The sequence below is a fragment of the Pseudomonas stagnisoli genome (genome assembly GCF_048595745.1).
In the GTDB taxonomy this organism is placed as follows: Bacteria; Pseudomonadota; Gammaproteobacteria; order Pseudomonadales; family Pseudomonadaceae; genus Aquipseudomonas; species Aquipseudomonas alcaligenes_A.
In genome coordinates this window covers 2,579,665-2,592,032 of record NZ_CP184361.1, presented here as the reverse complement: position 1 = coordinate 2,592,032, position 12,368 = coordinate 2,579,665, and the positions used below count along the sequence as shown (strand labels likewise).

Here is a 12,368-nt window from a genome sequence, read left to right as displayed (position 1 = left end):
TGGCTTTTCTGGATTTCCTATGACTGAGCAACAACCCGTTGCAGTACTGGGCGGTGGGAGTTTCGGCACCGCCATTGCCAATCTCCTGGCTGCCAATGGTCAGCGTGTGCTGCAGTGGATGCGCGACCCTGAACAGGCCGAATTCATGCGGACCCAGCGCGAAAATCCGCGCTACCTGAAAGGCATCAAGCTGTTACCGGGCGTGGAGCCGGTCACCGATCTGCCGGCGACCCTGGCTGCCTGTGAGCTGGTATTTGTCGCGCTGCCCTCGTCGGCCCTGCGCAAGGCCCTGCAGCCGGTGGCCGCAGGCCTTGCCGGCAAGTTGCTGGTGAGCACCACCAAGGGCATCGAGGCCGAGAGCTTCAAGCTGATGAGCCAGATCCTCGCCGAAGTCGCGCCGCAGGCGCGCATCGGAGTGCTCTCCGGCCCCAACCTGGCCCGCGAGATCGCCGAGCATGCGCTCACGGCCAGCGTGATCGCCAGCGAGGACGAGGAGCTCTGCCTGCGCGTGCAGTCGGCCCTGCACGGGCGCACCTTCCGCGTCTATGCCAGCCGCGACAGCTTCGGCGTGGAGCTGGGCGGCGCACTGAAGAACGTCTACGCCATCATCGCCGGCATGGCCGCCGCGCTGGGCATGGGCGAGAACACCAAGAGCATGCTGATCACCCGTGCGCTGGCGGAAATGACCCGCTTTGCCGTCAAGCTCGGCGCCAACCCCATGACTTTCCTCGGCCTGGCCGGGGTGGGTGACCTGATCGTCACCTGTTCTTCGCCGAAGAGCCGCAACTACCAGGTCGGCTTCGCCCTGGGCGAAGGTCTGAGCCTGGAGGACGCCGTGGCGCGCCTGGGCGAGGTGGCCGAGGGCGTCAATACGCTCAAGGTGCTGAAGAACAAGGCGGAGGAATTGCAGGTCTACATGCCGCTGGTCGCCGGTTTGCATGCCATCCTGTTCGAGGGGCGCACGCTGGAACAGGTCATCCAGGCGCTGATGCGCGGCGAACCGAAGACCGACGTGGACTTCATTTCCCCCAGTGGATTCTGAGAAGGAGAGCGGCATGACTGACGAAAACAAGGAACTGGAGCGTGAGTCCATCGCGCTGCGCATCCTGTGGATGGTGATCTTCACCATCGTCTGGCAACTGGCCGAGATCGTGCTCGGTGGCGTGGTTCTGTTGCAGTTGGGTTATCGCCTGTTCTACGGCGCGCCCAACGGCACCCTGCAGAGCTTCGGCGACAGCCTCAGCCAGTATTTGCAGCAGATCGGCCGCTTCGGCACCTTCAACACCGAGGAGAAACCCTGGCCATTCGCCGACTGGCCGACCCCGCGCGCGCCGCAGGACAACGAGCCGCACAGCATTCCGCCGGCGCCGCACCCGGTGCGTGACGAAGAACCCAAGCTGTGACCCTCTGGCTGCTGCGTCACGGCGAAGCCGAAGTGCGGGCACGCAGTGATGCAGAGCGGCCACTGACCGAACGTGGGCGCAAGGAAGCGCGCAAAAGCGCCGAGCGCCTGCGAGGTCGGCCGCTGCAACACATCCTCGTAAGCCCTTATCTGCGGGCCCAGCAGACCGCTGAAATCGTTCGCGAAGTCCTCGGGCTGGCGCTGCCACTGACAACCGTCGACTGGGCTACGCCTGACGATTCGCCGCACGAGGCCGCCCGCCACCTCGATGGCTATCCTTGTCACTGCTTGCTGGTCAGCCATAACCCGCTGCTTGGCCAGGTGGCAGGTTTCCTCCAGCACGGGCACCTGCAGGAACCCTTGCTGCTGCGTACCGCCAGCCTGGTCGAACTGGAAGGCGAGGGCACAATTCCTGGCCTGATGCAGCTGACTGGGCTGTATCACCCGGACTAGAGCGCCTTTCTGCTCCTGTAACATTTATTCACTTGCCGCACCTCCTGACGCATGGAATAGTCAACCAAGCAAGTGCTTGGTTGCTCCCTGTGACAAAAACAATAAACAAGGAGGCCCCGTGGCCAGTGCAGTCCGTTTGCCGCTTGAGATGTTCTTCGAGCATGAGTCGCGTCATCCGAACAAGACCTATCTGATCCAGCCCCTTGGCGGCGGTCAGGTGGAACAGCTGACCTGGGCCGATGTCGGTGAGCAGGCCCGACGCGCCGCGAGCTGGCTGCGCAGCCTGGAGCTGGAGCAGGGCAGCCGGGTCGCCATCATTTCCAAGAACTGCGCCCACTGGATCGTCGCCGACCTGGCCATCTGGATGGCCGGGCATGTTTCGGTCCCGCTCTATCCCAACCTCACTGCTGAATCGGTGCGCCAGGTACTGGAGCATGCCGAAGCCCGAGTGGCGTTCATCGGCAAGCTGGATGACTGGCCCGCCATGGCGCCGGGCGTGCCGGAAGGCGTGGTGACCGTCTCGCTGCCGCTGCACCCGCACGGCCGCTACGACCGTACCTGGCAGGATCTGCAGGCCTGCGCACCGATTCAGGACAAGCCAAAGCCGAGTGCCGAGCAGCTGGCCACCATCATCTACACCTCCGGCACCACCGGCATGCCGAAGGGGGTCATGCACAACTTTGGCAACTTCGGCTTCACGGCCACCCATGCCACCGAGCTATTTGGCGTGCGCGAGGATGACCGCGTGCTGTCGTACCTGCCTCTGTGTCATGTTGCCGAGCGCATGTTCGTCCAGCTCAACTCGCTCTACAGCGGGCTCACCGTGTATTTCGCCGAAAGCCTGGACACCTTCCTCGCCGACTTGCGCCGTGCGCGGCCAACCGTCTTCTTCGGCGTGCCAAGGATCTGGACCAAGTTCCAGATGGGCGTCTATTCCAAGATGCCGGCCAAGCGCCTGGACATGCTGCTGTCCATCCCGCTGCTCGGCCGCCTGCTCGGCCGCAAGGTGCTGCGCGGCCTGGGCCTGGACGCGGTGCGCTACGCGCTGTCCGGCGCCGCCCCCGTACCCGACGCATTGTTGGCCTGGTATCGCCGCCTGGGCCTCGAGCTGCAGGAGGTCTACGGCATGACCGAGAACTGCGGTTACTCGCATGTCTGCCGTCCCGGTCAGTTCAAGAAGGGCTGGATCGGCCAGAACAACCCAGGCGTCGAAGTGCGCATCAGCGAGGAGGGCGAAGTGCTGGTGCGCAGCGGCTCGACCATGCAGGGCTACTTCAAGGAGCCGGGCAAGACCGCCGAAGCGATCACCGACGATGGCTTCCTGCGTACCGGCGACAAGGGCGAGCAGGATGCCGAGGGCAACCTGCGCCTGACCGGACGGATCAAGGAAATCTTCAAGACCAGCAAGGGCAAGTACGTGGCCCCGGCGCCGATCGAGAACCGCCTGGCGGTGCACAACCATATCGAGCAGGTCTGTGTGGTCGGCGACGGCCTGCCGCAGCCTTTGGCCCTGTGCGTGCTGTCCGACGCGGGCCGCAAGGAGCCACGTGAACAGCTCGAGGGCAGCCTCAAGCGCCTGCTTGAGGAAACCAACCAGGTATTGGACAAGCACGAGCAGCTCAACGGTCTGGTGCTGGTGCCCGAGGTCTGGGCGGTAGACAACGGCTTCCTGACGCCGACGCTGAAGATCAAACGGGCCTCGGTGGAGAGTGCTTATGCTCCCCACTTTAGTACGTGGGGGGAGCGGCGCGACGGGGTGCTGTGGCACCAGTAGGCTGGTCGAGAATTATCAGACGCTTTTCGGCACGGTGTTTGTAGTGTGTAGTGGATTTACTGATCCCGGACATCCATTTAGGGCGAGAATGCTCGCGGTGTCTGATGACCAAGCAACATCCTCTTACGCCCGAGTTCAAACGAGAGGCCGCAGGTCTGGTGCTCGACCAGGGCTACACCCATGTCGAGGCAGCTCGCTCGCTGGGGCTGGTTGAATCAGCGCTTCGTCGCTGGGTGAAACAGCTCCAAGAGGAGCGCCTGGGTGTTACCCCGAAGAGCAAAGCATTGACTCCCGAACAGCAGAAAATCCAGGAGCTGGAGGCCAGGATCGACCGACTGAAACGGGAGAAAGCGATCCCCAAAAGGCTACCGCTCTCTTGATGTCGGACGAGTTCAATCGTATGCGCTGATAGACCAGTTGAGTGAGCGGGAGTCGGTGGAGATGGTCTGTTCAGCGTTCGACGTGGTGCGGTCTTGCTACTACGCCCATCGTCAACGGGGCTGCCGTGTTGATGCACGCCGGGTTGCCCTGCGCAGTCAGGTCAATCATCTGTTCAACCAGAGTCGAGGATCAGCGGGCAGTCGCAGCATCCTGGGCATGCTGCGTGAGGATGGCGTAAGCATTGGCCGCTTTCGCGTGCGGCGGTTGATGCGCTAGTTGGGCCTGGTCAGCAAACAACCCAGCTCGCACGTGTACAAGCAGGCTGCGGTTGAGCGGCCAGATGTCCCTAACCGGCTGCACCTTGAGTTCAGCACCGAACGACCCAACCAGGTGTGGTGTGGCGACGTCGCCTACATCTGGGCGCAAGCTCGTTGGCATTACCTGGCGGCGGTGCTGGATCTGCATACAAGGCGAGTGATCGGCTGGGCGATTTCCGCCAAGCCAGATGCGGAGTTGGTCATTAAGGCGCTGGATATGGCCCACGGACAGCGGAGCAAACCGCAGCAGGTGCTGTTTCATTCCGATCAGCGCAGCCAGTATGCCAGCCGCCTTTTCGGTAGCGGCTGTGGCGATATTGGATGGTGCAGCGCATGAGCCGTAGAGGTAACTGCTGGGACAATTCACCGATGGAGCGGTTATTCCGCGGCCTGAAATCGGAGTGGGTTCCGCCGACCGGTACCTGGCAGTCCAGGAGGCACAACGGGACATCAGCCACTATCTGATGCATCGCTACAACTGGGTCAGGCCGCATCAATTCAACGGCGGTCTAGCACCTGCGGTGGCCGAAGAAAAACTTAACCCACTGCCCAGGATGGGGTGATCACGACAACGTGCATATTGCTTTTCTAGAGCGCTTAGGCTGAAAGTCGCAGACCTGCTTCAATCGTCGAGTCCCTGCCGTTACAACGGCCAGTCACTATCCAGCAAAGGTAAGGTCGAATGTTCAATAATGCTTCCATTCTCATCACTGGTGGTACGGGCTCCTTTGGCAACACCTTCGTTCCAATGGTCCTGGCCAAATTCAATCCGCGCAGGGTCATCATTTATTCCCGTGATGAGATGAAGCAGTGGGAAATGGCCAAGCGCTTTCAGGGCGATCCGCGCATTCGCTTTTTCATCGGGGACGTTCGTGATAAGGAGCGTCTCTATCGCGCGTTAGACGGTGTCGACTATGTAGTACATGCCGCTGCGGCAAAGATCGTTCCTACCGCTGAGTACAACCCCTTCGAGTGCGTCAAGACCAATATCAACGGGGCCATGAACTTGATCGACGCCTGCATAGATAAGGGCGTGAAGCGGGTAGTGGCTTTGTCCACGGATAAGGCGAGTAGCCCAGTGAACCTCTATGGGGCGACCAAGCTTGCCTCGGACAAGTTGTTTGTTGCGGGTAACTCCTATGCGGGAGGGCAGGGTACTCGTTTTGCCGTAGTGCGTTACGGCAACGTAATGGGGTCTCGTGGCTCGGTCATCCCATTTTTCATGTCGATCAAGGATCAAGGGGTGCTGCCCATCACCGACGAGCGCATGACTCGCTTCATGATTTCCCTTGAGGAGGGGGTCGAGCTTGTATGGCATGCGTTCGAGGACATGGAGGGCGGAGAGATCTATGTGAAAAAGATCCCGTCCATGAAAGTTACAGACCTTGCACGGGTGGTGGCTCCGACGGCTAAGCAGGAAATCGTCGGCATTCGACCGGGAGAGAAGCTGCATGAGCAGATGATCAGTGCTGAAGACTCCTACTACACCTATGAGTACCCCGAGCACTTCAAGATACTGCCGGTCATCAACAACTGGGCTAGCTCGCCTGAGCGCATCAAGGACGGGAAGAAGGTGCCCGAGGGCTTTGTTTATTCCAGCGATAACAATCCGCAGTGGATGAGTGACGCGGCGCTACAGGCCTGGATCGATAAGAATCACGCAAAAATCGGGAGTATCTGATTGATGATCCCTTACGGCCGCCAGGATATTAGTCAGGCCGACATCGATGCTGTGATTGCGGTGCTGCAGTCGGACTATCTGACTCAAGGGCCGATGGTGCCTCGCTTTGAGCTGAAGGTTGCTGAACACGTTGGTGCCCGGTATGCCCTCGCGGTTAACAGTGCGACTTCTGCGTTGCATGTGGCTTGCCTGGCGCTTGGCCTAGGGCCGGGTGATCGTCTGTGGACCAGTCCAATCACGTTCGTGGCGTCGGCAAATTGCGGCCTCTATTGTGGTGCCACTGTGGATTTCGTGGATATTGATCCTCGAACGTATAACCTCTGCCCGATCGCGCTCGAACACAAGCTGCAGCAGGCAGAGCGCAGTGGGTGCCTGCCTAAGGTTGTCGTGCCGGTGCACCTCTGCGGACAGCCTTGTGATATGCAGGCTATCCATGCCTTGGCGCAGCGCTATGGTTTCCGCGTCATCGAGGATGCTTCGCATGCCATTGGAGGGAAGTATCAGGGAAGCTTTATCGGTAACTGCCGTTACAGCGATATCACCGTTTTCAGCTTCCATCCGGTAAAAATTATTACTACCGCTGAGGGCGGTATGGCTCTCACCAATGACGCACAGCTCGCTGAGCGGATGAGTTTGTTCAGAAGCCACGGCATTACTCGCGAACCTGAAAAGATGACGCGTGAGGTGGACGGCCCGTGGTACTACCAGCAAATCGAGCTTGGTTTCAATTATCGTATGACCGAGCTGCAAGGCGCCCTGGGTTTGTCGCAAATGGAACGGCTGGATCGCTATGTGGCGCGGCGCCATGAGTTGGCGCAACGTTACGATACTTTGCTGGCCGGACTGCCGTTACAAACCCCGTGGCAGCATCCGAACGGTTACTCCGGATTGCATCTCTACGTGATTCGCCTGCATTTGGATCAACTAGGCAGCAGTCATCGCCAAGTATTCGAGTGTCTGCGTGAACAGGGAGTCGGTGTGAACCTTCACTATATCCCGGTGCATTTACAGCCATACTACGAGCGCCTCGGCTTCCAGCTGGGTGATTTCCCACAGGCGGAAAGATATTACCGTGAGGCAATAAGCCTTCCCATGTTTCAGACGATGACCGAAGAACAGCAGGATGCCGTCGTCACCGCCTTGCAAAGGGCTATCGCAGCATGAGGGTTGCCATCATTCCTGCACGAGGTGGAAGCAAACGCATTCCCCGCAAGAACATTAAAATGTTTTGCGGAAAGCCGATGATTGCCTGGTCGATCGAGGTGGCCTTGCAAAGTGGATGCTTCGACCTGGTTGTCGTTTCTACCGACGATGACGAGATTGCTAGCGTGGCGCGTGAGCAGGGTGCAAGCGTGCCTTTCATGCGGCCGCCCGAGCTGGCAGATGACTACACCGGCACCATCCCAGTGATTAGCCATGCGATCAAGCAGCTGGATGCTCAGGGCTTGGGGGTTAAGCAGGCATGCTGTATTTATGCTACCGCGCCCTTCCTGCGAGGCGAGGATCTTCGTTGTGGTCTGCAGCTGCTTGAGGAAAACAACTGTAGCTATGCTTTCTCGGTCACCAGCTATGGCTTTCCAATTCAGCGAGCAGTTCGTATTACCAGCGGCGGCCGTGTCGAAATGTTCAGTCCAGAGCATTTCAACACCCGCTCGCAGGATCTTGAAGAGGCCTATCACGACGCAGGTCAGTTCTACTGGGGGCAGGCGTCTGCTTGGCTGAGCGGACAGGTGATCTTTACGCCGGAGTCTTCGCCTGTGCTTTTGCCGCGACATCGTGTGCAGGATATTGACACTCCCGATGACTGGGCCCGCGCAGAGTGGATGTTCAAGGCGATGGTTGCCGAGGCCCGCGGTTAAGTCATGAAGGTCGTATTCCGGGCTGATGCTTCGCTGCTGATCGGTAGTGGTCACATCATGCGCTGCCTCACGTTAGCTGATGCGCTGCGAGCCAATGGGGCCGAGTGTCGCTTTATCTGTCGTGATCATTCTGGCCATCTCAATGAGTTAGTCCGTCGCCGGGGGCACACCGTGCATGTGCTTGCGCGGGAGCCTGTTGGAGTTTCAGGGCTTCCTGCCGCAGCTAATCTGGCTCATGCCGCTTGGCTTGGAGTCAGTCAGGAGCAGGATGCACATGAGGTCGCCCCAGTCCTGCATGAACTTCAGCCTGATTGGTTGGTGGTTGATCATTACGCGCTCGATTATCGCTGGGAGCGGGTTGCGTCCCGTGACTGTAGAAAGCTGCTGGTGATCGATGATCTGGCTGACCGCACGCACATCTGCGATCTGCTGCTGGATCAGAACCTGGGGCGTGCGCCAAATGACTACGCCAATCTGTTGCCGGCTGGATGCAAAATGTTGATTGGGCCAGCATTTGCATTGTTGCGTCCGGAGTTTGCAGCGCTGCGCGATTACAGCTTGAAGCGGCGCCAGCAACCGCAGCTTGAGAGCATTCTGATCAGCATGGGCGGTGTGGATCAGTCCAATGTGACAGCCAAAGTCTTGGAATCCCTAAAACGCTGTGCGTTGCCTCAGTCTTGTTCGATTGCTGTCGTTATGGGCACTAAAGCACCATGGGTTGAGGAAATCCGGACGTTGGCGGCTCAAATGCCTTGGTCTACCAATGTTCTGGTTGGTATCGATGACATGGCTAGGCGTTTGGCCAATAGCGATTTGGCGATTGGCGCTGCGGGCAGTACTTCTTGGGAACGTTGCTGTCTCGGGGTGCCGACACTGATGGCCATACTGGCAGATAACCAAAGGGTTATAGGTCAGGCTTTGGAGAGGGCTGGGGCAGCTCGTCTGGTGGGCTATGACGATCTAATTGAAGCCAGTTTCTCTGCGCGAGTTACCGAGCTCCTCGGTAATCCCGATCTGCTAGGGCAGATGAGTCGAGATGCCGCCAGCATTACTGACGGTAGCGGTGTGCTATCGGTGCTTTCTTGGATGATGGAAAAATGAATATCACGATCCTGTGCAGCTCGTCGTCCCATCCAGTGAATGGGATGCTCTACAGGTGGGTTGCTGAACACCAGGCGAGACACACTGTCAATCTGGTACGGCAGAAGGCGGAGTTGCAAGGTGGTGACATTCTTTTTCTGATCTCCTGCAGTGAAAAAATTGCTGCGGAGGATCGTCAAAAGTTCAGGAAGGTTTTGGTGATCCACGCGAGCGACTTACCTGCAGGGCGTGGCTGGAGCCCGCACATTTGGAGCATTCTGGAGGGGGCTGAAGCCATCACGGTTAGCCTGCTGGAAGCGGAAGACAAGGTTGACAGCGGGGCGATTTGGAAGAAGCTCGTAGTGCCAGTCCCCAAGCATGCGCTCTTCGATGAAATCAATGAGGCGCTTTTCGAGGCTGAGTCACAGCTGATGAGCTTCGCAGTGAGCGTGTTCGACAGCATCGTGCCGGAGCCGCAGGACAGCTCGGCGGTACCCAGCTATTACCCGCGACGAAGTCCGGAAGACAGCGAGTTGGATTCGCAAAAAACGATCGCCGAGCAGTTCGATTTACTGCGTGTATGCGATCCGCAGCGATTCCCAGCATTTTTCAAGTTGCATGGCCACACCTACAGGGTCACCGTCGAGAAGGTGGAGTGATGGACGCATACATTTCAATTGCCGGCCGCAAGATCGGAGCAGACTTTCCCCCCTACATCATTGCAGAGATGTCCGCCAACCATAACGGTCGTCTGGAGGTTGCTTTCCAAATCATAGAGTCGGCAAAAAAAGCGGGTGCTGCAGCCATCAAGATCCAGACCTATCGAGCGGACACCATTACGCTCAAAAGTGATCTGCCGGATTTCCAGATCAGAGACGGGCTCTGGGCCGGGAAAACCTTGTACGAGCTATACGAATGGGCGCATACCCCGTGGGAGTGGCATGCGCCACTGTTCGAGCATGCCAGGAAAGTGGGGATCACGCTGTTCAGTTCGCCGTTCGACAATACGGCGGTTGATCTGCTCGAGGACCTGAATGCACCGGCATACAAGATCGCCTCGTTCGAAGCTATCGATCTGGCGTTGATCAAATACGTCGCCAGCACAGGAAAGCCGATGATCATCTCTACCGGCATGGCGGATGCTGAGGAAATCCAGGAGGCCATCGACGCAGCCCGAGATGGTGGCTGCCGGGAGTTGGCTGTTCTTCATTGTGTCAGTGGGTACCCTGCGCCAGCTAAGGATTACAACCTGCGAACTATTCCAGACATGATTCGGCGTTATGGGTTGGTGACCGGACTGTCGGACCATACCCTCGACAATACGACGGCCATAGCCAGCGTTGCTCTGGGCGCATCCGTCATTGAAAAGCACTTCACGTTGGACCGCAGTGGTGGCGGGCCTGACGATAGCTTTTCGCTGGAAGCGCATGAACTGGAGGCTCTTTGCCGTGACAGTGAGACAGCCTGGGCGGCGCTGGGCAATGTGGACTACACGCGTAAGCCGAGTGAGCAAGGTAACCTGATGTTCAGGCGCTCGCTCTATTTCGTTCGCGCATTGAGGGCAGGAGAGCTGATTACTGCTGACGCGGTAAGGAGTGTTAGGCCAGGTTTCGGATTGCCGCCCAAGTTTTTGGATAGCGTGATTGGCAGTAGGGCGGCGCACGATATCAGTGAAAACTCGCCTGTCTCGCCAGGGAGCTACATGTAGCGTATGCGTGGCATTGCATTTCAAGATGGCTATCGAATGAGTAATTTATTTCACGCCATAAAATTGACTCTTGTCTGATTTTTGACTTTACTAGTGGCCAATTGCCGTTGTCACTTGGCGAATCCTCTTCCAGCCCTCGAGCCAGAACAGAACAAGATGTGGCGTGAAACCAAAATTCTCCTGATTGACGACAATGCCGAGCGTCGCCGCGACCTGGCGGTGATTCTCGGTTTCCTGGGTGAAGACCACATTGCCTGTGCCAGCGGTGAATGGCGTGAGGCAGTGGGCAAGCTGGAGTCGAGCCGTGAGGTGCTCAACGTTCTGCTGGGCGATGTGACCGCCAAGGGCGGGCCGTTGGAGCTGCTCAAGCAGATCAGCACCTGGGACGAGAACCTGCCGCTGCTGCTGATCGGCGAAACAGTCCCGGCCGACTGGGCTGAAGATCTGCGCCGTCGCGTGCTGGCCAGTGTGGAAATGCCGCCCAGCTACAACAAGTTGCTCGACTCCCTGCACCGTGCTCAGGTTTACCGCGAGATGTACGACCAGGCACGCGAGCGTGGTCGCCAGCGTGAGCCGAATCTGTTCCGCAGCCTCGTTGGCACCAGCCGGGCCATCCATCAGGTGCGCCAGATGATGCAGCAGGTGGCCGATACCGAAGCCAGTGTGCTGATCCTCGGCGAGTCCGGCACGGGCAAGGAAGTGGTCGCGCGCAACCTGCATTACCACTCCAAGCGCCGTGAGGCGCCGTTCGTGCCGGTCAACTGCGGGGCGATCCCGGCGGAGCTGCTGGAGAGCGAGCTGTTCGGCCATGAGAAGGGCGCCTTCACCGGCGCCATCACCAGCCGCGCCGGACGTTTCGAGTTGGCCAACGGCGGTACTCTGTTCCTCGACGAGATCGGCGACATGCCGCTGCCAATGCAGGTCAAGCTGCTGCGCGTGCTGCAGGAGCGCACCTTCGAGCGAGTGGGCAGCAACAAGACCCAGTCGGTCGATGTGCGCATCATCGCCGCTACCCACAAGAACCTGGAGAAGATGATCGAGGAAGGAACCTTCCGCGAGGACCTCTACTATCGCCTCAATGTCTTCCCCATCGAAATGGCACCGCTGCGCGAGCGCGTCGAAGACATCCCGCTGCTGATGAACGAGCTGATCTCGCGTATGGAGTTCGAGAAGCGCGGCTCCATTCGCTTCAATTCCGCGGCCATCATGTCGCTGTGCCGCCACGACTGGCCGGGCAACGTGCGCGAACTGGCGAACCTGGTCGAGCGCATGGCGATCATGCATCCCTATGGCGTGATCGGCGTCGGCGAGCTGCCGAAGAAGTTCCGTCATGTCGACGACGAGGATGAACAGCTGGCCATCAGCATTCGCGAGGAGCTGGACGAGCGCGCGGTGATCGGCGCCGGCCTGCCGGGCATCGCCAATGCCGCCATGTTGCCGCCGGAAGGCCTGGACCTGAAGGACTACCTGGGCAACCTCGAGCAGGGCCTGATCCAGCAGGCGCTGGATGATGCCGGCGGCGTGGTGGCGCGTGCCGCCGAGCGCCTGCGCATTCGTCGCACCACCTTGGTGGAGAAGATGCGCAAGTACGGCATGAGCCGTCGTGATGAGGAGGGCGGCGACGAGGACTGATCAGCCTCTCGCCTCGCCCAATTAAGCCGGAGCTTTGACGCAAGCTCCGGCTTAATTTTTTAAGTGATTGAAAAATAACAA

At 59.0% G+C, this 12,368-nt stretch carries 11 protein-coding genes and 1 pseudogene; all 12 read left to right on the top strand.

The window, feature by feature from the left end; genetic code table 11:
* Positions 1 to 19 precede the first annotated feature (19 nt).
* The 12 genes and pseudogenes from ACOAPY_RS12420 (at position 20) to ACOAPY_RS12365 (ending at position 12,287) form a co-directional block, all read left to right on the top strand.
* Positions 20 to 1,042 (top strand): NAD(P)H-dependent glycerol-3-phosphate dehydrogenase, encoded by a 1,023-nt coding sequence (locus ACOAPY_RS12420; protein ID WP_465153462.1) that lies wholly within the window; start codon positions 20 to 22, stop codon positions 1,040 to 1,042.
* A 13-nt stretch (positions 1,043 to 1,055) separates the two neighbouring features.
* Complete coding sequence (locus ACOAPY_RS12415; protein WP_076429031.1) at positions 1,056 to 1,403, top strand: DUF4389 domain-containing protein; 348 nt, start codon at positions 1,056 to 1,058, stop codon at positions 1,401 to 1,403.
* Entirely contained in the window at positions 1,400 to 1,855 is a 456-nt protein-coding gene (gene sixA, locus ACOAPY_RS12410) for a phosphohistidine phosphatase SixA (protein ID WP_465153461.1), read from the top strand. The genes ACOAPY_RS12415 and sixA overlap by 4 nt, the downstream gene beginning before the upstream one ends.
* A 118-nt stretch (positions 1,856 to 1,973) precedes the next feature.
* Positions 1,974 to 3,629, top strand: a complete 1,656-nt coding sequence (locus ACOAPY_RS12405) for an AMP-binding protein (protein ID WP_465153460.1) — start codon at positions 1,974 to 1,976, stop codon at positions 3,627 to 3,629.
* Between the two features lie 104 nt (positions 3,630 to 3,733).
* Positions 3,734 to 4,890: pseudogene (locus tag ACOAPY_RS12400) on the top strand (IS3 family transposase).
* Between the two features lie 119 nt (positions 4,891 to 5,009).
* Entirely contained in the window at positions 5,010 to 6,008 is a 999-nt protein-coding gene (gene pseB / locus ACOAPY_RS12395) for a UDP-N-acetylglucosamine 4,6-dehydratase (inverting) (RefSeq protein ID WP_465153459.1), read from the top strand.
* Positions 6,009 to 6,011: 3 nt separating this feature from the next.
* Entirely contained in the window at positions 6,012 to 7,172 is a 1,161-nt protein-coding gene (gene pseC / locus ACOAPY_RS12390) for a UDP-4-amino-4,6-dideoxy-N-acetyl-beta-L-altrosamine transaminase (protein ID WP_465156798.1), read from the top strand.
* Positions 7,169 to 7,867: a pseudaminic acid cytidylyltransferase gene (pseF, locus tag ACOAPY_RS12385; protein WP_465153458.1), complete on the top strand. Its 699-nt coding sequence runs from the start codon at positions 7,169 to 7,171 to the stop codon at positions 7,865 to 7,867. The genes pseC and pseF overlap by 4 nt, the downstream gene beginning before the upstream one ends.
* A gap of 3 nt (positions 7,868 to 7,870) precedes the next feature.
* Positions 7,871 to 8,968, top strand: a complete 1,098-nt coding sequence (pseG, locus tag ACOAPY_RS12380) for a UDP-2,4-diacetamido-2,4,6-trideoxy-beta-L-altropyranose hydrolase (protein WP_465153457.1) — start codon at positions 7,871 to 7,873, stop codon at positions 8,966 to 8,968.
* Positions 8,965 to 9,606, top strand: a complete 642-nt coding sequence (locus ACOAPY_RS12375; protein ID WP_465153456.1) for a formyltransferase family protein — start codon at positions 8,965 to 8,967, stop codon at positions 9,604 to 9,606. Before pseG ends, ACOAPY_RS12375 begins: the two co-directional genes overlap by 4 nt.
* The gene (gene pseI / locus ACOAPY_RS12370) at positions 9,606 to 10,655 is read left to right on the top strand and encodes a pseudaminic acid synthase (RefSeq protein WP_465153455.1); all 1,050 of its coding nucleotides are present in this window, start codon (positions 9,606 to 9,608) and stop codon (positions 10,653 to 10,655) included. The genes ACOAPY_RS12375 and pseI overlap by 1 nt, the downstream gene beginning before the upstream one ends.
* A 156-nt stretch (positions 10,656 to 10,811) precedes the next feature.
* Positions 10,812 to 12,287, top strand: a complete 1,476-nt coding sequence (locus tag ACOAPY_RS12365; protein WP_076578370.1) for a sigma-54 dependent transcriptional regulator — start codon at positions 10,812 to 10,814, stop codon at positions 12,285 to 12,287.
* Positions 12,288 to 12,368 lie beyond the last annotated feature (81 nt).

Excerpts from the sequence above, each read along its gene's own strand:
- ACOAPY_RS12375 (WP_465153456.1), top strand. The coding sequence starts at position 8,965 with ATGAATATCACGATCCTGTGCAGCTCGTCGTCCCATCCAGTGAATGGG.
- pseB (WP_465153459.1), top strand. The coding sequence starts at position 5,010 with ATGTTCAATAATGCTTCCATTCTCATCACTGGTGGTACGGGCTCCTTT.
- pseC (WP_465156798.1), top strand. The coding sequence starts at position 6,012 with ATGATCCCTTACGGCCGCCAGGATATTAGTCAGGCCGACATCGATGCT.
- pseF (WP_465153458.1), top strand. The coding sequence starts at position 7,169 with ATGAGGGTTGCCATCATTCCTGCACGAGGTGGAAGCAAACGCATTCCC.
- pseI (WP_465153455.1), top strand. The coding sequence starts at position 9,606 with ATGGACGCATACATTTCAATTGCCGGCCGCAAGATCGGAGCAGACTTT.
- ACOAPY_RS12415 (WP_076429031.1), top strand. The coding sequence starts at position 1,056 with ATGACTGACGAAAACAAGGAACTGGAGCGTGAGTCCATCGCGCTGCGC.
- ACOAPY_RS12365 (WP_076578370.1), top strand. The coding sequence starts at position 10,812 with ATGTGGCGTGAAACCAAAATTCTCCTGATTGACGACAATGCCGAGCGT.
- pseG (WP_465153457.1), top strand. The coding sequence starts at position 7,871 with ATGAAGGTCGTATTCCGGGCTGATGCTTCGCTGCTGATCGGTAGTGGT.
- ACOAPY_RS12420 (WP_465153462.1), top strand. The coding sequence starts at position 20 with ATGACTGAGCAACAACCCGTTGCAGTACTGGGCGGTGGGAGTTTCGGC.